This window comes from Ruegeria sp. AM4 (assembly GCF_056540665.1).
Genome location: NZ_JBQFXD010000009.1, coordinates 82,230 through 103,872, shown reverse-complemented (window position 1 = coordinate 103,872; position 21,643 = coordinate 82,230). Strand labels below are relative to the sequence as shown.

At 58.9% G+C, this 21,643-nt stretch carries 19 protein-coding genes and 1 riboswitch; of the genes, 8 read left to right on the top strand and 11 right to left on the bottom strand.

Annotated elements, in window-relative coordinates; translation table 11 throughout:
* The 5 genes from thiS to dnaK all read right to left on the bottom strand — a co-directional run bounded on the left by thiS (position 1) and on the right by dnaK (position 5,484).
* Positions 1 to 195 carry a sulfur carrier protein ThiS gene (gene thiS, locus ACR0JA_RS16505; RefSeq protein ID WP_480577214.1) on the bottom strand — a complete coding sequence of 65 codons (195 nt, stop codon included), beginning with the start codon at positions 193 to 195 and terminating at the stop codon, positions 1 to 3.
* The gene (locus tag ACR0JA_RS16500; RefSeq protein WP_480577212.1) at positions 179 to 1,156 is read right to left on the bottom strand and encodes an FAD-dependent oxidoreductase; all 978 of its coding nucleotides are present in this window, start codon (positions 1,154 to 1,156) and stop codon (positions 179 to 181) included. The genes thiS and ACR0JA_RS16500 overlap by 17 nt, the downstream gene beginning before the upstream one ends.
* Positions 1,153 to 1,956, bottom strand: a complete 804-nt coding sequence (gene thiD, locus ACR0JA_RS16495; protein ID WP_480577209.1) for a bifunctional hydroxymethylpyrimidine kinase/phosphomethylpyrimidine kinase — start codon at positions 1,954 to 1,956, stop codon at positions 1,153 to 1,155. Before thiD ends, ACR0JA_RS16500 begins: the two co-directional genes overlap by 4 nt.
* Positions 1,957 to 2,001: 45 nt before the next feature.
* A riboswitch (TPP riboswitch) is annotated at positions 2,002 to 2,107 on the bottom strand.
* 243 nt (positions 2,108 to 2,350) lie between these two features.
* Positions 2,351 to 3,502 carry a molecular chaperone DnaJ gene (dnaJ, locus tag ACR0JA_RS16490; protein ID WP_480577206.1) on the bottom strand — a complete coding sequence of 384 codons (1,152 nt, stop codon included), beginning with the start codon at positions 3,500 to 3,502 and terminating at the stop codon, positions 2,351 to 2,353.
* Positions 3,503 to 3,576: 74 nt separating this feature from the next.
* On the bottom strand, positions 3,577 to 5,484 hold the full coding sequence (gene dnaK, locus ACR0JA_RS16485; RefSeq protein WP_480577203.1) for a molecular chaperone DnaK: 1,908 nt from the start codon (positions 5,482 to 5,484) through the stop codon (positions 3,577 to 3,579).
* Positions 5,485 to 5,699: 215 nt separating this feature from the next.
* Here dnaK and ACR0JA_RS16480 point away from each other — a divergent pair, with 215 nt between their 5' ends.
* Complete coding sequence (locus ACR0JA_RS16480) at positions 5,700 to 6,302, top strand: alpha-ketoglutarate-dependent dioxygenase AlkB family protein (RefSeq protein WP_480577200.1); 603 nt, start codon at positions 5,700 to 5,702, stop codon at positions 6,300 to 6,302.
* On the opposite strand, the gene ACR0JA_RS16475 is transcribed toward ACR0JA_RS16480, so the two are convergent.
* Positions 6,299 to 7,120 (bottom strand): ABC transporter permease, encoded by an 822-nt coding sequence (locus ACR0JA_RS16475; RefSeq protein WP_480577197.1) that lies wholly within the window; start codon positions 7,118 to 7,120, stop codon positions 6,299 to 6,301. The two genes, ACR0JA_RS16480 and ACR0JA_RS16475, sit on opposite strands and share 4 nt — an antisense overlap.
* Positions 7,121 to 7,242: 122 nt before the next feature.
* Between ACR0JA_RS16475 and cysQ the strand changes: the two genes are divergently transcribed.
* From cysQ to ACR0JA_RS16440, 7 genes are all read left to right on the top strand, one after another.
* Positions 7,243 to 8,040, top strand: a complete 798-nt coding sequence (gene cysQ, locus ACR0JA_RS16470; RefSeq protein ID WP_480577194.1) for a 3'(2'),5'-bisphosphate nucleotidase CysQ — start codon at positions 7,243 to 7,245, stop codon at positions 8,038 to 8,040.
* On the top strand, positions 8,040 to 8,840 hold the full coding sequence (locus tag ACR0JA_RS16465; protein ID WP_480577191.1) for a 3-deoxy-manno-octulosonate cytidylyltransferase family protein: 801 nt from the start codon (positions 8,040 to 8,042) through the stop codon (positions 8,838 to 8,840). Before cysQ ends, ACR0JA_RS16465 begins: the two co-directional genes overlap by 1 nt.
* On the top strand, positions 8,837 to 9,820 hold the full coding sequence (gene galE, locus ACR0JA_RS16460; protein ID WP_480577188.1) for a UDP-glucose 4-epimerase GalE: 984 nt from the start codon (positions 8,837 to 8,839) through the stop codon (positions 9,818 to 9,820). The genes ACR0JA_RS16465 and galE overlap by 4 nt, the downstream gene beginning before the upstream one ends.
* Positions 9,821 to 9,827: 7 nt before the next feature.
* Entirely contained in the window at positions 9,828 to 10,874 is a 1,047-nt protein-coding gene (locus ACR0JA_RS16455) for a glycosyltransferase family 2 protein (RefSeq protein WP_480577185.1), read from the top strand.
* A gap of 172 nt (positions 10,875 to 11,046) precedes the next feature.
* Positions 11,047 to 12,033, top strand: coding sequence for a glycosyltransferase family 2 protein (locus ACR0JA_RS16450; RefSeq protein ID WP_480577427.1), 987 nt, complete (start codon positions 11,047 to 11,049; stop codon positions 12,031 to 12,033).
* Positions 12,030 to 13,730 (top strand): DUF5927 domain-containing protein, encoded by a 1,701-nt coding sequence (locus ACR0JA_RS16445; protein WP_480577182.1) that lies wholly within the window; start codon positions 12,030 to 12,032, stop codon positions 13,728 to 13,730. The genes ACR0JA_RS16450 and ACR0JA_RS16445 overlap by 4 nt, the downstream gene beginning before the upstream one ends.
* Positions 13,731 to 13,736: 6 nt before the next feature.
* Complete coding sequence (locus ACR0JA_RS16440) at positions 13,737 to 15,182, top strand: nodulation protein NodH (protein WP_480577179.1); 1,446 nt, start codon at positions 13,737 to 13,739, stop codon at positions 15,180 to 15,182.
* Here ACR0JA_RS16440 and ACR0JA_RS16435 read toward each other — a convergent pair.
* The 5 genes from ACR0JA_RS16435 to ACR0JA_RS16415 are packed head-to-tail and all read right to left on the bottom strand — an operon-like array spanning position 15,166 to position 21,484.
* On the bottom strand, positions 15,166 to 15,684 hold the full coding sequence (locus tag ACR0JA_RS16435; RefSeq protein WP_480577176.1) for a L,D-transpeptidase family protein: 519 nt from the start codon (positions 15,682 to 15,684) through the stop codon (positions 15,166 to 15,168). The two genes, ACR0JA_RS16440 and ACR0JA_RS16435, sit on opposite strands and share 17 nt — an antisense overlap.
* Positions 15,685 to 15,741: 57 nt before the next feature.
* Positions 15,742 to 16,527: an ion transporter gene (locus ACR0JA_RS16430; RefSeq protein WP_480577425.1), complete on the bottom strand. Its 786-nt coding sequence runs from the start codon at positions 16,525 to 16,527 to the stop codon at positions 15,742 to 15,744.
* A 20-nt stretch (positions 16,528 to 16,547) separates the two neighbouring features.
* Positions 16,548 to 17,777: a class I SAM-dependent RNA methyltransferase gene (locus ACR0JA_RS16425; RefSeq protein WP_480577173.1), complete on the bottom strand. Its 1,230-nt coding sequence runs from the start codon at positions 17,775 to 17,777 to the stop codon at positions 16,548 to 16,550.
* A gap of 39 nt (positions 17,778 to 17,816) precedes the next feature.
* Positions 17,817 to 19,649 carry an ABC transporter ATP-binding protein gene (locus ACR0JA_RS16420; RefSeq protein WP_480577170.1) on the bottom strand — a complete coding sequence of 611 codons (1,833 nt, stop codon included), beginning with the start codon at positions 19,647 to 19,649 and terminating at the stop codon, positions 17,817 to 17,819.
* On the bottom strand, positions 19,646 to 21,484 hold the full coding sequence (locus ACR0JA_RS16415; RefSeq protein ID WP_480577167.1) for an ABC transporter ATP-binding protein: 1,839 nt from the start codon (positions 21,482 to 21,484) through the stop codon (positions 19,646 to 19,648). The genes ACR0JA_RS16420 and ACR0JA_RS16415 overlap by 4 nt, the downstream gene beginning before the upstream one ends.
* Positions 21,485 to 21,643 lie beyond the last annotated feature (159 nt).

Below are 21,643 nucleotides of genomic sequence, written 5' to 3'. Positions count from 1 at the left end.
TCAGCCCCCCTGCATTGGTGATAGAACCTCGATCCGGTCGCCGTCGTTCAATTGACAGGCTATGCGTAGGCTGGAGGGCACGAACTCCTCGTTCACAGCCGTAGCAACGCGGCCGGTAAGACCGCATTCGGCCAACAACTCGGCCAGCGTCGTCGCCTCAACCGTGCGCGGTTCGCCGTTAAGTATGATCTTCATCGACCAACTCCGAATGTTTGTTTTCAAGCGCCAGGTTGGCGACCCCCTGTGCAAGCGCAGGTGCCAGCAGATAACCGTGGCGATAGAGGCCATTTGCGTAAATCACCTGCCCGCGCCGCCGGATACGCGGCAGGTTGTCGGGAAAGGCCGGGCGCAGATCGACGCCAATCTCCAACACCTCGGCCTCACCAAAAGCGGGGTTCAGCGCATAGGCGGCACTGAGCATTTCCAGCATGGACCGGGCGGTGATCCGTGTCCGATCCTCGGATTCGATCATCGTCGCCCCCAGCATGTAGACGCCGTCACCCCGCGGTACGACATACAGAGGCATACGCGGATGCAGCAGCCGCACGGGGCGGGTCAGCGTCACATCGGGGCAGCGGATCACCAGCATCTCGCCCTTGACGCCGCGCAGGTCGGGCAACACGTCACGCGCAACCAGCCCGCGGCAATCGACGGTGTTGCCAAGACCGGTTGGCGCGGGCTGGCGGACGATTTCCACCCCGTGTTCACCCAGTCCTCGGCACAGATCATGCAGCGCCTTTCGCGGGTTCAGATGCGCCTCGTCCCGGAAATACAGCCCCTTGGCGAATCCGATTAGATCAGGCTCTAAATTGGCTATTTCCGCAGACTCTGTCTCGCAAAACCCCTCGGTTCTGCGGGCAAAGCGGCGCAGATCGGGGAGGTCGCGCTTGTTGGCGACAACCAACGTGCCATGATGCAAAACTTCGGTCTTGTCCGCCCACCAGGCAATGGCCTGCTGACCGAGGCGCAGAACCGGTTCTTCGGCATTCTCGAATTCGCACCACGGAGCCAACATGCCACCCGCCCACCAGGAACATCCGTGCGCGCCGGGTAAACCCTCGGTATCATACACGGTGACCGAGGCACCACGCTGAACCAGCTCGGTGGCCACAGCCAGACCGGCAACTCCGGCGCCTATGACGGTCCAGTCGCTCATGCGGACCAGACCTGATGGAAATGATGTACCGGGCCGTGTCCGCTGCCGATGTCAAGCTCATCCGCCCGTGTGATGGCCCCTTGCAGATACTCATGCGCCTGCGCGACTGCCGCCAACAGGTCCAATCCGCTGGCCAAGCCGGCCGCGATCGCCGAGGATAGCGTGCAACCTGTGCCATGGGTGTTCCTGGTGTCGCTGCGCGGCGCTTTGAAATCGCCAATTTCGCCAGAGGCGTCGATCAGCAGATCATGGCACACCGCGCCGCTTGCATGACCGCCCTTCATCAGAACAGCCTGGGCACCAAGCGCGCACAGCGCGCGCCCCTGTTCGGCCATTTCCGAAGCTGTACCCGCTGTTGGCCCACCAAGCAGGCAAGCCGCTTCGGGCAAGTTCGGGGTCAGAACCGTTGCGCGGGGCAATAGCACGTCGCGCAGGGTCTGGATGGCATCCTGTTGCAGCAGAGCGTCACCGGATTTTGCAACCATCACCGGATCAAGCACAACAGGGCCATCAAAGCCGTTCAGACTTTCCGCAACTGTCTGAATGATCTCTGGCGTCGCCAGCATACCGATCTTGATGGCGCCGACATTCAGATCCGTCAGAACCGCATCGATCTGCGCTGCAATCACCTCTGGCGGTATTCCATGTACCGCTGTCACTGCCCGCGTGTTCTGCGCGGTCACAGCCGTTATGACGCTGGCGCCAAAAACACCCAGCGCAGACATCGCCTTGAGATCGGCCTGAATACCGGCGCCGCCGCCGCTGTCGGATCCCGCAATCGTCAAGGCGATATGGGTCATCTGGTTGCTCCAACTGTTTTGAGCAACGCGGGACTGGAAAACGTTTGTGTGTCAAACACCGTTCCCTCCGCCGGAATTGCCCGGATCAGGTTCGATGGGTTAGCGCGTCCGCGCCTCTCAGCCCTTGATCTAGGCACCCCAACGGTTGCGGCGCACAATCTCAGAGGCAGCATCAGAAATCAAGAAAGAAACATGGCCAGTTAATGCCAGTCTTGGCCTCGAAATAGCGCCAGATCGCGCATGCGCTTTCTGGGCATTAGCGAGGCTCTGTCTCACGTTCAGGGGTGTTCTTAGCCAGATGAAGAGCGGATCCTCTGCTTCCTCTGGCTAGAGATATCCTGGGGGAAGTCGCCGCTTGCTGCGGGGGGGCAGTGCCCCCAGCCTGCGAGGTCAATCAGCCCTTCATGCCATCCCAGAAGGATTTGACCGAGGAGAAAAAGCTTTTTGATTCCGGATGGTTGTCCTCTCCCAGATCTTCAAACTCTTTCAACAGCTCTTTCTGACGGCTGGTCAGATTGACCGGGGTTTCCACCGCCAGTTCTATGAACATGTCCCCGATGCCACCACCGCGCAGGGCGGGCATGCCTTTGCCACGCAGACGCATCTGACGGCCGGACTGGCTGCCTGCGGGGATCTGAATGCGCCCACGGCCACCATCAATGGTTGGAACTTCGATCGATCCGCCCAGCGCCGCCTTGGCCATGCTGACCGGCACGCGGCAGTACAGGTTCACGCTGTCACGTTCGAACAGCTTGTGTTCCGAGACCTCAACAAAGATATAGAGATCGCCCGGAGGGCCACCGCGCATGCCAGCCTCGCCTTCGCCCGCCAGACGAATTCGGGTTCCGGTTTCGACGCCGGCGGGAATGTTCACCGACAGAGCGCGCTCTTTTTCGACGCGGCCCGAACCCTGGCAGGATTTGCACGGGTTCTTGATGATCTGGCCGAGGCCCGAACACGTCGGGCAGGTACGTTCGACAGTAAAGAAACCCTGCTGTGCGCGGACCTTGCCCATGCCGGAACAGGTTGGGCAGGTTGTGGGTTCAACCCCGCCTTCGGCCCCGGTGCCCTCGCAAGACGAACAAGCAACGGCAGTTGGGACGTTGATGGTTTTTTGTAACCCGCCAAAGGCTTCTTCCAGGGATACCCGCAGGTTATAGCGCAGATCCGATCCGCGCGCGGCGCGGCGTCCGCCGCCACCCCCGCGCTGACCACCCATGAAGTCGCCGAACAGGTCGTCGAACACATCCGAGAACGCGCTTGAGAAATCGCCCTGACCGCCAAAACCGCCACCGGGGCGTCCACCGCCACCCATGCCGTTTTCAAACGCGGCATGACCAAAGCGGTCATAGGCTGCCTTTTTGTCGGCATCGCGCAGGACGTCATAGGCCTCGTTGGCCTCTTTGAACTGCGCCTCGGCATCCGGATTGTCCTTGTTGCGATCGGGATGCAGTTCCTTGGCTTTCTTGCGAAAACCCTTCTTGATCTCATCCGCCGAAGCGCCCTTGGACACGCCGAGCACTTCGTAATAGTCGCGTTTTGACATCCGTATTTCCTTATGCCTCAACGTGTTCGGGCCGGCCCGGCAACCGGACCGGCCCGAATTGGCCCGGTTACCCGTTAGTTACGCTTGTCGTCGTCCAGATCTTCGAACTCGGCGTCGACGATGTCATCTTCACCCGGCGCTTCGTCCGCGGCTGCGGGCTCTTCTTCGCCCTCTTCCGCTTGCGCCTTGTAGATAGCTTCGCCCAGCTTCATGGCTGCCTCGGTCACGTTCTGGATACCCGACTTGATCTTGTCGGCATTGTCCGATTCCAGCTCATCCTTGAGCGCGGCAACGGCCAGTTCGATCGCTTCGACGGTCGACGGGTCGACCTTGTCGCCATGTTCCTCGATCGATTTCTCGGTCGCGTGGACAAGGCTTTCGGCCTGGTTTTTGGCTTCGACCAGCTCTTTGCGGGCCTTGTCTGCCTCGGCGTTTTCCTCGGCATCCTTGACCATCTTTTCGATGTCGTCATCCGACAGACCGCCAGACGCCTGGATGGTGATCTTCTGCTCTTTGCCGGTGCCCTTGTCCTTGGCCGAAACCGAGACGATGCCGTTGGCGTCGATGTCAAAAGTCACCTCGATCTGAGGCATGCCGCGCGGTGCGGGCGGGATGTCTTCGAGGTTGAACTGACCCAGGATCTTGTTGTCCGCAGCCATTTCACGTTCACCCTGGAACACGCGGATGGTTACGGCGTTCTGGTTGTCCTCGGCGGTAGAGAAGACCTGAGACTTCTTGGTCGGGATCGTGGTGTTGCGGTCGATCAAACGGGTGAACACGCCACCCAGCGTTTCGATGCCCAGCGACAGCGGCGTTACATCCAGCAGAACAACGTCTTTGACGTCGCCCTGCAGAACACCGGCCTGAATGGCGGCGCCCATGGCGACCACTTCGTCCGGGTTCACACCTTTGTGCGGCTCTTTGCCGAAGAACTTGGTGACCTCTTCGATCACTTTCGGCATCCGGGTCATACCACCGACCAGAACAACCTCGTCCACGTCGCCAGCCGACAGGCCCGCGTCTTTCAGAGCGGCCTGGCAGGGCTTCATCGACCTTTTGATCAGGTCCGCAACCAGCGATTCCAGTTTGGCACGGGTCAGTTTCATGACCATGTGCAGCGGCTGACCGTTCGAACCCATCGAGATGAACGGCTGGTTGATTTCGGTCTGCGAGGTCGAGCTGAGTTCGATCTTGGCTTTCTCGGCAGCTTCTTTTAGACGCTGCAGGGCCATCTTGTCCGCAGACAGATCGACGCCGTGTTCCTTTTTGAACTCATCCGCAAGGTAGTTGACGATGCGCATGTCAAAGTCTTCACCACCCAGGAAGGTGTCGCCGTTGGTCGATTTGACCTCGAACAATCCGTCGTCGATTTCCAGAATGGTCACGTCGAATGTACCGCCACCAAGGTCATAGACCGCGATGGTTTGGGTTTCTTCCTTGTCCAGACCATAGGCCAGCGCAGCCGCTGTCGGTTCGTTGATGATCCGCAGCACTTCCAGACCGGCGATTTTACCGGCGTCTTTGGTGGCCTGACGCTGTGCGTCGTTGAAGTATGCCGGAACGGTGATAACCGCTTGCGTGACGTCCTCACCCAGATAGCTCTCGGCGGTTTCCTTCATCTTGCCCAGAGTGAAGGCCGAGATCTGGCTTGGGGAGTATTTCTCACCGCGGGCTTCAACCCACGCGTCGCCATTGCCGCCATCGACGATGGCGTACGGCACCATTTTCTTGTCTTTTTCGACTTCGGCATCATCCACACGACGGCCGATCAGACGCTTGACGCCAAAGATCGTGTTGTCGGGGTTGGTGACCGCCTGACGTTTTGCAGGCTGACCGACCAGTCGCTCATCTTCGGTGAAGGCGACGATCGAGGGCGTGGTCCGCGCCCCTTCGGCGTTTTCGATGACCTTCGGCTGCGAGCCATCCATGATGGCCACACACGAGTTTGTGGTGCCGAGGTCAATCCCGATTACTTTTCCCATTTTTGCAATCCCTTTCTCTTCAAGGCGATGTCCCGAGGCCGGGACCCGTTATGGCATCCCTGCCCCGATCTGTTTTGCACGAATGGCTCTACACCATCGCGCGTCGAGGCGTATATAAGGGCGTGACCAGAGGCCTGCAAGCGTTCAGAAATGCAGGTTTTCAGGATTCTGAGACCTTTTTTGGCAAGGATTTGGTAAGGAATGGGGATTCCGCGATGACACGGCTGCTTTTGCGCGGTTTCGATATCCGCAAAGCCTATCTTGATGCGGATGCTCAGGCAGCTCTGATCGAGGGTCTGCGTCCGATTCTGAAATCAGCGCCCCTGTTCCACCCAACCACACCGTCGGGAAAGAAGATGTCGGTGCGCATGACCTCGGCCGGTGATTTGGGTTGGGTGTCGGACACGGCTGGGTATCGGTATCAGGTAAACCATCCAAAAGGCGGGGTCTGGCCCGCTATTCCGGGCGAGATCCTGACCATCTGGCGTGATCTGACAGGCGCTGACCGTGCGCCGGATTGCTGTTTGATCAATTATTATGGCGAAGGCACAAAAATGGGCCTGCACCAAGACAAGGATGAGGCGGATTTTTCGTGGCCTGTCGTCTCGGTCTCGCTGGGCGATGACGCGTTGTTTCGCATCGGCAACACGACACGAGGCGGCAAGACCGAGTCGATCTGGCTGAACTCGGGTGATGTGGTGATCATGGGCGGCCCGGCCCGGCTGGCCTATCATGGTGTTGACCGCATCCGGTTCGGGTCCTCGCGACTGTTGCCTAAAGGTGGACGCATCAACCTGACGCTGCGGGTTGCAACCTAGCGACGGGCGCCCCAGCTTTTCGACACCTGCTTGCGAGTATAGAACTCCGCCATCAGTCCGATCATGGTCAGGATAATGCCAACCCATAGCGCATATTCCCAACTTGTGTTGCGCGGGAAATAGTTGCGGAACACAAAGCCCCGGCATTGATCGATGATATGAAACAACGGGTTCCAGGCGAACATCGTCAACATGAAACCGCCCAACGCATTGGCAACGAACATTTTTCCGGAAAAGATCATGTTCAACCGGCGATAGACAAGGCTAAGAACCGAGGCCAGGCGCGGAAACCAGGGCTGAATCGCCAGAAACACCAACCCGACCGAGCAGCCAGTAAACCACGATAGAGCCAGCATTGCGAAAGCTCCACCTGGCTGCTGAATCACCAACGGCGACACCGTAACGCTGTAGACGAACAGGATCACGAGGATCGAAACCAGCTGGGTGTAAAAGATCCCGAAGGCAGCTGCCACCAGCATAACAATCCGGTTCATCGGCGAATGCAGCATCATCGGGTTGTTCCCGGACCCCGCGCCTGCGATGGCACCAACCGATTTGATGTGGGTCAGAAACAGAAACACGCCGGACAGCAGAAACAGTACAAACTCACCCCTGATCTTGGCGACGCGCGTGCCCATCAGGGAAAGAAGAAAGTAGAACACCGACACGATCAGGATGACCTGAATAATGTTGATGAAGATCGCGACCACCGCGTTGGTATGCTGCGACCGGATGTTTCGCACCACAGCATGAAAGATCAGTTCCGCGGTGGTGAAGGCCCCGCCCAGCAAGGTCTGATTTCGTTTATACTGGAACACGCGTTCACTCTTTCCTGCTGCATCACCGTCAATCTGACACGAAATTCTTGCCGTTCCGTATCCGGCGCAGCATAAGGCCGTCAGGAATTTGGATCAACAAACCACAAGATCGGATCATTTTTGTGACTTACGACGCGCTTATCCCTGTCCTCAGACGCCTGGCCTTGCAGGCCGGGGACACCATCATGCAAATCTACAATGCAGATGATTTTGAGGTGAAGGTCAAATCCGATGCCAGCCCGGTGACCGAAGCGGATGAAGCCGCTGACGCACTGATTTCCGAAGGACTGCGTGCGGCTTTTCCCGATATATTGCTCGTGACCGAGGAACAGGCCGCCTCGCACTCCGAAAAAGGCGATACTTTCCTGATCGTTGATCCGCTGGACGGAACCAAGGAATTCATCAACCGGCGCGGGGATTTTACGGTCAACATCGCGCTGGTCGAGAACGGCGTACCAACGCGCGGCGTGGTTTATGCGCCGGCGCGGGGACGTATGTTCTATACGCTGCCCGATGGCCAATCGGTCGAGGAGACCGGCGCGCTAGACAAAGACCAGACCGGAGACCTGACGCCGATATCAGTCTCTAAACCTGACAATTCCGCGTTAATGATTGTCGCCTCCAAGTCGCATCGGGATCAGGCGACCGAGGATTACATCGACAAATATCAACAGCGTGACAGCAAAAGCGCCGGGTCGTCATTGAAATTCTGTCTCGTCGCCACCGGCGAAGCCGATCTGTATCCGCGCGTCGGCCGCACAATGGAATGGGACACTGCCGCCGGGCACGCGGTTTTGGCTGGTGCTGGCGGCAAGGTGGTGCGTTTTGATGACCATACGCCGCTGAAATACGGCAAGGATGGCTATGCAAATCCGTTCTTTATCGCCTACGCTCCGGGTGTTGAGTTGAAGGAAGCCTGATGTCCGTACTGATCGCCATTCCAGCCCGATACGCCTCGACCCGCTATCCGGGCAAGCCGCTTGTGCCGCTGACCGGGGCAACAGGAAAAACGATGACATTGATCGAACGGTCCTGGCGCGCCGCGATGTCCGTGTCCGGCGTCGATCGCGTGGTGGTCGCAACCGATGACGACCGCATCCACGACATGTCCGAAGGGTTCGGGGCAGAGGTCGTCATGACCTCAGACACCTGCCGAAATGGCACTGAACGTTGCGCCGAAACCCACGCCGCACTGGGCGGCGGGCACGACATTGTGGTGAATCTTCAAGGCGATGCGCCGCTGACCCCGCATTGGTTTATCGAAGACCTGATCGCGGGCTTGCGCGCCGCACCTGACGCCGGTGTCGCCACACCGGTTCTGCGTTGCGACGGTGATGCGCTAAACGGGCTGCTGAACGATCGTAAACATGGCCGCGTCGGGGGGACAACGGCGGTGTTCGGCAACGATCACAGCGCGCTTTATTTCTCGAAAGAGGTGATCCCGTTCACGGCTGAAACCTATGACAGTGCCGCTCAGACACCGGTCTTTCATCATGTTGGCGTCTATGCCTATCGGCCCGACGCCCTTGCTGCCTATCCCGATTGGACCATTGGTCCGCTGGAAACCCTGGAGGGGCTGGAGCAGCTTCGGTTCATGGAGAATGGTCGCAAGGTCTTGTGCGTCGAAGTCGAAGCCAAGGGCCGCCAGTTCTGGGAGCTGAACAACCCGCAGGATGTCGACAAGATCGAAGAGATGATGGCCGCGATGGGGCTGGAATGACCACTGTACTTGTTACCGGAGGCGCAGGCTATATCGGCTCGCATGCCTGTAAGGCTCTGGCGCAGGCCGGGTACACGCCGGTTACCTATGACAATCTGGTCACCGGCTGGCGCGATGCGGTAAAATTCGGCCCGTTCGAACAGGGCGATTTGCGAGATCGGGCGCGGCTGGACGCGGTTTTTGCCAAATACACCCCTGCCGCTGTGATGCATTTCGCTGCGCTTAGCCAGGTTGGCGAGGCGATGGCCGAACCCGGCAGCTATTGGTCGAACAATGTCACCGGGTCGCTGACGCTGATAGAAGCCGCCGTCGCGGCGGGGTGTTTGAACTTTGTGTTTTCCTCGACCTGCGCAACCTATGGCGAACATGACAATGTGGTGCTGGACGAGGACACACCGCAATTGCCCCTGAATGCCTATGGCGCTTCGAAACGCGCCATCGAGGACATTTTGCGCGACTTCGACGCGGCGCATGGGTTGAAGCACGTGATCTTCCGATATTTCAACGTGGCCGGAGCCGACCCCGACAGCGAAGTGGGTGAGTTTCACCAGCCCGAGACCCATCTTGTGCCGCTGATGCTGGACGCAATCGACGGCAAACGCGACGGGCTGACGGTTTTTGGCACCGACTACGACACGCCCGATGGCACCTGCATTCGCGACTATGTCCATGTCTGCGATCTGGTGGACGCGCATCTGCTCGGCCTGAACTGGCTGGAACAGGACAAGGGTAGCCGCGTGTTCAACCTTGGCACCGGCTCGGGATTTTCGGTGATGGAGGTCATCGAGAAGTCGCGCACCGTAACCAACCGGGCGGTTCCCTACGACATCGGGCCACGCCGGGCGGGGGATTGCACCCGTCTGGTGTCCGGGTCCACACGGGCCGGGCGCGAGCTGGGTTGGGCGCCGGAAAAGTCAACGTTAGAGACTATGATCGCCGACGCCTGGCGCTGGCATCAATCTGGCGGGTATCAGAAGTGATCGCGCGGTGACGCCGCCCGGTCAAAGCCCGCCACCACTGGGTTTGACGCAGAAATACAAGCTGCGCCTCAAGCGTAAACGGCTGCTGTGGCGATCTTTCCGCAGCCGCCGCCAACTTACGTGTCTGCACGACCGCACCGATCAGATCACCACCGACGCCATTCTGGCCTTTTCGACGATGCGGAACGAAATCACCCGATTGCCGTGGTTCTTTCGCCATTACCGGCGCTTGGGCGTGTCGCATTTTCTGATCGTCGATAATGACAGCGACGACGGAACGGTCCAGTATCTGCAAGACCAACCGGATGTGTCTCTGTGGCATACCGGAGCCAGCTATCGTGCAGCACGCTTTGGACTGGATTGGATAACCTGGCTGCAAATGCGTTATGGAAGCGGGCACTGGACCTTGATGGTCGATGCAGATGAACTGTTGATCTACGCCGATCACGAAAGCCGATCACTCACCGATCTGACGCGAAAGCTGGACGCGTACGGGCAGCAGGCATTTGGTGCGCTGATGCTGGATATGTATCCGAAGGGGCCGCTGGGGTCTCAGCTCTACGATCCAGAAACAGACCCGACGGAACTGTGTTGCTGGTTCGACAGCGGACCATACCGCGCGCAAAGGCAGCAGCCTTTAGGCAACCTCTGGGTGCAGGGCGGTGTGCGAGAACGGGTCTTTTTCCAAGACAGCCCGGTCCGCTCGCCAACTCTGAACAAAATCCCGCTTGCGCGGTGGTCGGCTGGCTTTGCTTATGTGAATTCGTGCCATTCAGCGCTGCCTCGTCACCTGAACTATTGTTATGACGGACCTGGGGGCAGCGCGCTGTCAGGCGTGTTGCTGCACACAAAGTTCCTGCCCGAGGTCACCGAGAAATCCCGCGTCGAAAAGACCCGAAGGCAGCATTTTCACGACGCCGAAAGGTTCCGGTCATATTACGACGGCATCATCGACGCGCCCGATTTTTGGACACCGAGCTCGGTTCGGTTCGAAGGCTGGGCGCAACTGGTCGAATTGGGCCTGATGCAAGCGGGTGACGTTGACTCTGTCTGATGCCAAAGCGCCGCAGGGGGGAAGTATACCGGATTTAAACCCGTTGCCTCGCAAAGTGCAAAGATGTCATAAAACGTTAATTGTCCGGCACCACTCAGCTATCAGCCACTTTCCGGGCAAGCTCGCGTAAAAAGGGTAGGGCAGTCGCGTGAGCCTTTTGGATTCCTATCGCATGAGATTGCGGCGCAAGCGCCGTCTTTTGCGTTGTATCCGAAAACGGCGCGAACTGGTGTCGGTCAGAAACAATACATCTGCAATCCGCCGAAATGACGTGCTTTTGACCAGCGTCATTCGCAACGAGAAAATCCGCCTGCCCTATTTTCTGGACTATTACCGCAAGCTGGGGGTCAGGCATTTTCTGTTCGTCGACAACAACAGCGATGACGGCTCCGCCGAGTTTCTGGCGCAGCAGACGGATGTCTCGCTCTGGCGGGCCAGGGCAAGCTACAAGCGGGCCACATTCGGGGTTGATTGGGTCAACTATCTGTTGCGCAGCCATGCCCATGGTCATTGGGTTCTGACCGTCGACCCTGACGAGTTCTTTGTCTACCCGTTCTGCGACACCCGGCCCATCGGGGCTCTGACAGATTGGTTGGACGATACCGGCGTTCGCAGCTTCGGCACCATGCTGATTGATATGTACCCCCGCGGCCCGATCGAGGAGACACCTTATCACGAGGGGCAGGACCCGTTCGAGATTGCGCCGTGGTTTGATGCCGGGAACTACATGATCTCGCGCAATCCGGCCTACGGAAATCTTTGGATACAAGGCGGCCCGCGCAGTCGCGTGTTTTTCCAGGACTCTCCGAAAACCGCTCCGGCGCTCAACAAGATCCCATTGGTCAAGTGGAACCGGCGCTACACCTATGTCAGTTCGACCCACGCGCTGCTGCCGCGAGGGTTGAATCAGGTCTATGAACAGAAGGGTGGCGAAAAAACGAGCGGCGCGCTGTTACACGCCAAGCTGATCGACACCCTGGGCGACAAGGCCCGAGAAGAGATGGCGCGCGGTCAGCATTACCGCGCATCGGGTGAATATCGCGCCTATGCCCAGCAGCTTGAGACGCGGCCGGTTTTCTGGAACAAGTGGTCCGAGAAATACATCAACTGGCGACAGCTTGAAATTCTGGGGCTTATGTCCAAGGGAAACTGGGCATGAGCAGCCTGGGCATCGTCATGCTGGTTCATACGGCGCTGGACCGGGTCGAGCAGGTGGCCCGCCACTGGACCGCTTCCGGGTGCCCCGTGGTGATCCATGTGGATCGCAAGGTGCCCAAACCCGAATATACCCGCTTCGTGAACAGCTGCGCGGATGATCCACTCATCCAGTTTTCGGAACGTCATGTCTGCGATTGGGGGCGGTGGGGCATCGTCGCGGCCTCACAGTCGGCTGCTGGTCTGTTGCTGGACCGGTTTCCTGACGTGCGACATGTCTATCTGTCTTCGGGCGCGTGTCTGCCCTTGCGGCCTGTCGAGGATCTGATCCGGTACCTGGCCGATCGGGAACGCGTCGATTTCATCGAAAGCGCAACCACCCGCGACGTGACCTGGACTATCGGCGGTCTGGATCTTGAACGCTTTACCCTTCGGTTTCCATTTTCATGGCGCAAACACCGCAGGCTGTTTGACACCTATGTGCGACTGCAACGGGTGCTGGGCATCCGCCGCTCGATCCCCGAGGGGCTGGTTCCTCATATGGGCAGCCAATGGTGGTGCCTGACGCGGCAAACCCTGTCGGCAATCCTGCAAGACCCCAAGCGCAAGGTTTACGATCGCTATTTCCAGAAGGTCTGGATACCCGATGAAAGCTATTTTCAAACGCTGGCGCGGTTGTATTCCACCCATATCGAAAGCCGGTCACTGACCCTGTCGAAATTCGACTATCAGGGGCGGCCGCATATGTTCTACGACGATCACCTGCAGGTGCTGCGCCGCTCTGATTGTTTTGTCGCACGCAAGGTTTGGCCGGGTGCTGACAGGTTGTATCAGGCGTTCTTAACAACACAGGCTGGTGCCATGAAGCCAGCCGAACCCAATCCGGGCAAAATCGACCGGCTGTTCGCCAAGGCCGTCGAGCGGCGCATTCGCGGTCGGGACGGATTGTACAATCAAAGCCGGTTTCCCCATACAAACACCGGTTGCGGCCTGACGGCCCACCCCTACTCGGTTCTTCAGGGATTCTCGGAATTGTTCGAGGATTTTGAACCATGGCTGACCAACGCCACCGGTGCCCGCGTCCATGGTCACCTCTTCGCGCCGGATCGTGCGATGTTTGCCGACAATGAAACCATGCTGAACGGTGCGCTAAGCGATTGTGCCACCTTGCGCGACTATAATCCGCAAGCGTTCCTAACCAACCTGATCTGGAACACCCGGGGCGAGCGTCAGTGTTTCCAGTACGGACCGGCGGATTGTCAGAAGATCAACGCGTTTTTTGCGCGTGACAAGAACGCTCAGATCTCGGTCATTACCGGTGCCTGGGCGGTTTCGTTGTTCCGGTCGAACCTGAACTTTGCCGACATCCGCGCCGAAGCCGCGCGTTTGCAACAGATTGAAACCAAACAGTTAAAGACGCTCAGCACGCTAAGCGACAAGGCTGACATCCGTATCTGGTCAATGGCAGAATTCGTCGAAGCTCCGATGGAACCTCTGCAGACCGTGATCGACAATATCGGTACGTCACAGCCCAGCCATGTGACCGAAGCGCCGACAATGGTGGATTTGACCGGGTTCGGTAAATTTTTGCAAAACCTGAAGAACCAGGGGATGCACCCCTATCTGATGGGGGACTTTCCGGTTGATGATGTGTTTGGCGCGCAGAGCAAACCGTTCCGCAAACCCTATCTTGTGAAATAAGGCGCGATGACACCGGATTTCGACTATTTCATCGTGCTGGCGGATATGCGCACAGGTTCGAACCTTTTGGAACAGCACCTGAATGCGCTGAACGGTGTCAGCTGCTTTGGCGAGGCGTTCAATCCTTACTTCGTCGGCCTGCCAAAACTCTCTGAGATGCTGGGCTTTACCCCCGAAACCCGCGACCCCGATCCGCAGGCGCTGATCGACGCGATCCGCGACGCACCGGGTGAGTTGAACGGTTTCCGGTTCTTCAGCACCCATGATCCAAGGGTCTTGGAGCCCGCATTGGAAAACCCCCGCTGTGCCAAGATCATTCTGACGCGCAATCCGCTGGACAGCTACATTTCGTGGAAGATCGCGGTTGCAACGAAACAGTGGCGTCTGGTGAATATCAAACAGCGGCGCGATGAAAAGATCACCTTTGACGCCGATGAGTTCGCAGATGAGGTCAACCAGCGCACCGCGTTCCTTCTGCGGGTTCAGAACAATCTGCAAAAGACCGGGCAGACACCATTCTACATCGGCTATGACGACCTGAACGATCTGGATATCCTCAACGGCTTGGCCAAGTGGCTGGGGGTCAGCGCGCGACTGAAGGGGTTGGAACAACATCTGCGGCGTCAGAACCCCGCGCCTACCTTGTCCAAAGTCAGCAACCCCAAGGATGTCGAGGCCGCGGTCTCGGGGCTTGACCGGTTCAATCTGCACCGGGTCCCGAACTTCGAGCCCCGCCGAGGCCCCGCTGTCGCGCGCCATGTCTGCGCGCCCAGATCGCCGCTGATGTATCTGCCAGTTCGGGGCGGGCCAGAGGCGTCGGTTACGCAATGGCTTGCGGAGCTGGACGGGGCAAAACCCGGTGATCTGTTGACCGAACGTAGCCAGAAACAAGTGCGACGCTGGATGCAGTCCAATGCAGGGCACCGAAAGTTCACCGTGCTACGGCATCCGTTGGCACGCGCGCACAGTGTTTTCTGCACGAAGATTCTAAGCACTGGTCCCGGCGCTTACATCAAGATTCGCAACATGATGCGCAACCGGTACAAGTTGCCGATCCCTGCCGAGATCGAAGAAGGAAACTATGCGCGGGACCAGCACTATGCTGCTTTTTCGGCCTTTGTGGAGTTTCTGCAAAGCATCCTCAGCGGCCAGACCCCGATCCGGGTGGACGGGTTGTGGTGTGCGCAGGCGCAGATGCTTGAGGGGATGGCCTCTTTTGCGTTGCCCGATCTGATCCTGCGCGAGCAGGACCTTGCAACGGCCCTGCCCGATCTGGCGCGGAAGATCGGACATAGCCATCCGCCGCAACCGATACCCGAAGACCCCGATACACCTTTTACGCTGGCGCAGATCTACGACGCCAAGCTCGAAGCGCTGGCGCGAAAAACCTACCAGCGCGACTATGTTCAGTTCGGGTTTGACGATTGGGAGCCGCCTAGGGACGAAGGGTGATAACTGTGCCTTCGTTGACCATGGAATAAATCTCTTCCATCTCGTCATTCTTGACCGCAATGCACCCGGCCGTCCAATCCGAAGTCTTTTTGGCGCGCTTGCGTTCCGAACGGCGATTGGGCTGACCGTGGATAAATATATCCCCACCGGGATCGACACCCGCGGCCTTGGCATTGGCGCGGTCATCCGAATTCGGGTAGGAAATGCCCAGCGACAGGTGATACCTGCTTCGTGGGTTGCGGCGGTCGATCAGGTAAGTGCCTTCGGGAGTACGGCCATCGCCCTTGCGGGTTTTGGTGCCAGCCGGGGCAAAGCCCAGATCTACCTTGTATTCCTTCAGTATCTTCTCGTTATGCAGAAGATACATTTTGCGCGCGCCCTTGTTGATGACCAACGAGGTCACCTCGGGCCCGTTATAGCTGAGAAATCTGGGGTTTGCTGAGGCACATGCCGAAAGGCTCAGCGTGGCCATTGCCCCTAATCCAAATGCTCGACGATCCATGTTTTCACTGCCTGCTTCTTTTTTTCTGCATTATGCCAAAAATCAGAAAAACTGAAATCACTTTTTGCTGTGCTCCAGTTGGACGATGCGGCGTTCGATGCTTTCCAGCCGCTCCAGCACCTCATCACGATAGGCATCTGTCTTGACCTCATCCTCGGCATGGTGCGCGTCCTGCATCGAATTCACAATCAGACCGACCAACAAGTTAACCACAGCAAAAGTGGTTACCATGATGAACGGAACAAAGAACAACCAGGCGTAGGGGTAGACCTCCATCACCGGGCGCACGATGCCCATCGACCAGCTTTCCAGCGTCATGATCTGGAACAGCGTATAGGCCGACAGGCCCAGATCGCCGAACCAGTCGGGAAAGGAATACGAGAACAGCTTGGTCGATATCACCGCGCCGATATAGAACAGGATCGCCATCAGCAGGAACACGCTGGCCATGCCCGGCAAGGCCGAGATGAAACCTTCGACCACCCGGCGCAGCCGCGGTGCGACCGAAATGACGCGCAAAACCCGCAGGATACGCAGCGCCCGCAGAACCGACAGCCCTCCTCCACCCGGGATCAGCGCGATACCAACGATGATGAAATCAAAGACATTCCAGCCATTGGTGAAGAACCGGTGCCTGGTCGCAAACAGCTTCATCGCGATCTCGGCCACAAAGATTGCAAGACAAATGCCGTCGAGGAAAACGATGGCCGGACCGAAACGCTCCATCAGACTGGGCGCGGTTTCCATGCCTAAAAGCACGGCGTTGACCAGAATCACACCCGTGATGAAGCGTGCAAAACCCGGATGTTCCACAAATCCCTGCACCCGTTGCCTGAACCCCATTCCGGCCCCTTCCCGTTCGATCATTGTTTTTTCGCCAGCCGGAAACTGGCTGCCAGTTCCGTGTGCGACGACCACCGAAATTGGTCAACCACCTGTACCCATTCAAGGGTATAGCCTGCGTTAATCAGCATTTTCGCGTCTCGCGCGAAAGTGACCGGATTGCACGAGACATATGCGATGACTGGCGGTTTGGCCTGGGCAAGCTCTGTCACCTGCGCCTCGGCCCCGGCACGTGGCGGGTCCAACACCACCGCATCAAAGCGTTTGAGTTCATCCGGCATCAACGGACGGCGGAACAGGTCGCGGGCCTCGGTCGTCACCCGCTTCAACCCCTGCGCCATGCGCCAGCCCTGATCCAGCGCCTGCGTCATCTCGGCTTCGCCCTCAACAGCGTGTACCTCGGCGGACTGCGCCAGCGGCAGTGAGAACGTGCCGCTGCCTGCAAACAGATCAACGACCTGTTTACAACCCTGGACGATCTCCAAAACAGCCTGTGTTAGAGCCTGTTCACCGTCCTTTGTGGCCTGCAAGAACGCGCCCGGCGGCGGGGTGACTTTTGCGGGTCCGAACTGCTGTAGCGGAGCGTGACGCATGGCGATAACCTCTCGGTCCCAAGTCAGCCGCGCCAGCCCGTATTGCTCGGTGGCCTGGGCCAATGCCAGTTCCAGAGGTCCGTCCAAAGGCTTGCCGCCTTTGACCGACACATCCAGCCCGGTCTCGGACAGGGTCAATGTTACGGCCAAAACGCCCTTGCGGCTGCCGCCCAGCAGGGCCAGCGCCTCGGCCACGGGGATCGCATCAATCAAAGCAGGGTGCAGAAGATGGCAATCCGGGATCTCGGTGATCGTATCGGACGCGCGCCCGTGAAACCCGGCCAATGTGCCCTTTTTGGTGCGCCGCACCGCAATCGTGGCACGGCGGCGCGACTTGGTGGGTGAGGTGTGGATCAGACGCATGGGCGCATCAAGCCCTTGTGCCGACAGCGCGGTCCGCACCACCCCGACCTTCCAGTTCGCGACAAACTCGTCCGAGGCATGCTGCAACTGGCAGCCGCCGCAGGCCTTGTAGTGTCGGCACGGTGCTGTGACCCGATGATCCGAGGGCGTTTGAACCCGAATTTCGGTCAACAAGTTGCCGACAACCGTGCCACCGACCACTTCACCCGGCAGGGTTCGGGGCGCATAGATGGGTCCGTCGGCAATGCCGTCGCCTTGGTGGCCGAGGCGAAGAATGGTGATGTCCTGCGTCATGGCTGGCCTGATAACGGGCCGGGCGCAGTAACAAAACCCTTATTCGGCAGCCTCGGTTTGAATGAAACCACCGGACTGGCGGTGCCAGAACCGGGCATATAGCCCGTTTTGTGCCAGCAATTCGTTATGCGGGCCATTCTCGACGATCCGCCCCTGTTCCAGAACGATGATCCGGTCCATCTCACTGAGCGTCGACAATCGGTGTGCGATGGCCAGCACCGTCTTGCCTTCCATCACCCGATGCAGCGCTGTCTGAATCGCCGCCTCAACTTCGGAATCCAGCGCCGAGGTCGCCTCGTCCAGCACCAGTATCGGCGCGTCCTTGAGGATCGCGCGTGCCAAAGCTATGCGCTGCCGCTGACCGCCGCTCAGCTTGACGCCGCGCTCGCCCAGATGCGCGTCATACCCCTTGCGCCCGTGCGCGTCTTGCAAGTCGGTGATGAATTCATGCGCCTCGGCCTTGTGGGCGGCGGCGATCATTTCTTCCTCAGTCGCGTTCGGGTTTCCGTATAGGATATTGTCCCGCGCCGAGCGGTTGAACATCGCGGTTTCCTGCGTGACCATGCCGATCTGCGCGCGCAGACTGTCCTGCGAGACCGCGGCCACATCCTGACCATCAATCAAGATTGCGCCTTTTTCCCTGTCATAGAGCCGCAATAGCAGCGAAACGAGCGTCGATTTTCCCGCCCCGGACGCGCCGACAATGCCCAGCTTTTCGCCCGGTTGTATCGTCAGAGTCAGATCGGCCACGCCGCCAACATCCCGCCCGTATGCGAAGCTGACATTCTGAAACGCGATTCCTCCGTCGGGTACGGTCAGGTCTGGCGCGCCCGGCGCATCTTCGACGCGGTCGCGTCTGGTCAACGTCTTCATGCCGTTTTCGATCTCGCCCACATTGGCGTAAAGCCCCATCAGCGTGAAACTGACCCAGCCGGTCATCTGCGAGATACGAACAGCAACGGCTCCGGCGGCCACAATATCGCCCGCGGTCGCGCTCCCAGCCTGCCACAGCAACAGGGTCGCGCCCAGCAGCAGCACCGGCAGGACACCGGCCAGGGTCATCAGGATGAACCGGAAACTGGCCGACAGCTTGCCAAAGTCCAGCGACCTTTCGCGCAGCTCGACCATTGAATTCCGGGCCGCCTGATCCTCGAACGCAGAATGCGCAAACAGCTTGACCGTCTTGATATTGGTGATCGTATCCACCACCTGCCCCGTGACCATCGCCCGCGCCCCCGCGCGCGCGGCCGAGCGCAGCCTGATACGCGGCAGATACCACCGCACCAGAAGGAAATATACGACAAGCCAGGCAGCGAAAGGCAACATCACCAGAGGGTGAATAGACCCTAACAAAAGCAATGATCCGGCTAGCGAGGCCAGAGCAAAAACGATCGCGCTGATCGTCTCGGACACAACCTGCGTCATCGCGCTTGAAGTTTGCATCTGCTTTTGTGCGATCCGCCCGGCAAAATCGTCGTCGAAATATGTCACCGACTGACCCATGGTCCAGCGGTTCAACTTGGCCAACACCAGCGGCGGGATATTGGGCATGACGATATAGTTGTTCGATACCGAGGACAGCCCGAACAAGAGCGGGCGCAGCAGCATGAAAAAAGCGACCGCACCCAGAATCTTCCAAAGGTTGCTGACGGTCAGGAAATGCTCGGGCCCGCTGGCTGTGGCGATGTCGATCACGCGGCCCAAAATCCAGGCGGTGCCTGCTTCCATCGCACCGGCAATGGCTGAAAAACATGCCGCTGCAAACAGCATCGGCCACGCCCCCGACAGGCACCAGAGGATAAACGCCCCCAGCGTTTGCGGCGGGGGCGTTTCGGTGGATCTGAAAGGTTGGATCAGATCGGCAAGTCTCATTCAGCGGCCTCCGGATTCATGAAGCCACCTGATTGCCGCGCCCAGAACTGCGCGTATAGGCCGCCCTGTGCCAAAAGGTCTGCATGTGCCCCTTCCTCGACGATGCGACCGCTATCCATCACGAGGATACGATCCATCTGCGCGATGGTGCTCAGACGGTGAGCGATGGCGATAACGGTCTTGCCCTGCATCATGCCGTAGAGCGTCTCCTGAATCGAAGCTTCGACTTCGGAGTCTAGCGCAGACGTCGCCTCATCCAAGAGCAGGATCGGCGCATCCTTCAGAATGACCCGCGCCAGCGTGACCCGCTGCCGCTGACCACCGCTCAGCTTGACGCCCCGTTCACCGACATGCGCGTCGTACCCGGTGCGGCCCTGCGGGTCTTGCAGGTCAAGGATGAATTCATGCGCCTCGGCCTGTTTGGCGGCGGCGATCATCTGCTCTTCGGTGGCATCCGGACGCCCGTACAGGATGTTGTCGCGGACCGAGCGGTGCAACAACGCGCTGTCCTGCTGAACCATACCGATACAGCTGCGCAAACTGTCCTGCGTGACGCTGTCGATGTTCTGACCATCGATCAAGATCGCGCCCTGTTCGACGTCGTAGAACCGCAAAAGCAGCTTAACCAGTGTCGATTTTCCGGCCCCCGAACGCCCGATCAGGCCAATCTTTTCGCCGGGGTGAATGGTCATATCGATATGATCCAGCCCACCGGTCTTTCGCCCATAGTGATGCGACAGATCGCGAATTTCGATACGGCCCTCACCAAGTTGCAGGGGTTTGGAGGCAGGGGCATCCAGCAGGTCGATCGGTTGGGCAATCGTTTGCATCCCCTCGGCGACCACGCCAAGCTCGCGGAAGAAGCTGGTAAGCGCCCACATGATCCACCCGGTCATGGCATTCAGGCGCAGCGTCAGCGCCGTCGCAGCAGCGACCACACCGACCGAGGCGCTGCCCTGCATCCACAGAACAATCGCCCAGCCGACCACGCCGACGATCAGAAGGCCATTCAAGCTGACCAGGGCCGCATCCATGATCGTGAAAATCCGCATTTCAACCTGAAACGTGCGCCGGGTCTCCTCGATCGCCTCACGGGCATAGTCCAGCTCTTGCTCGGCGTGAGCGAACATTTTGACAGAATGAATGTTGGTATAGCTGTCCACAACCCGGCCTGTTACCGCGCTGCGCGCGTCAGAAGCCGCCTGCGAGGCTGGCCCGACACGCTGCACGGTCCACCGCACCAACAGCCCATAGAGCGCAAACCAGATCAGCAACGGCAACAGCAGACGCGGGTCCGCCGCCATCAGCAGGATCGCCGCGCCGATCATATAGGCAATCGAGAACGAGATCGCGTCAAACACCTGAAACACGGCCTCGCCCGCCGCCGGCGGTGTCTGCATGATCCGGTTGGCAATCCGCCCGGCAAAGTCGTTTTCGAACCAGCCAACCGATTGACGCAGCACATGTTTATGCGCCCGCCAGCGGATCAGCGTGCCGAAGTTCGGCAGAATTGTATTGTTCAGCAGCAGCACGTCCACGATGTGCAGCAAGGGGCGTAGCAACAGAACAAACGCGGCAACCCACAGCAACTCGGTGCCATGCGCCTGCCAAACCTCGGCCGGAGGGCCGGTCAGCAGGTCAACGACACGGCCCATATAGTAGATCAGGCCAACCTCGACAGCCGCGACCACGATGGAAATGAGCCCCGCCCAGAAGAACACCCGAAAGAACGGACGGGAGTAATCCAGCATGAATGGCCACAGTTGTGTCGGCGGCGTATCGGTTTCACGATAGGCGACAAATGGGTCAACGAGGTTTTCGAAATAGCGAAACATGGAGTTTGCTCCGATTGAGCGGAAAATAGACATGCGAAGAAGAATGGCGCCAAAACACCACCCTTTACGGGGAAAGTGCCCTGGCTTTAGCCGAACCAGATCCCGTAATACATTCGCATTCCTCCATCCATGTGACAGGCGCAGACTAGCCATAAAAAA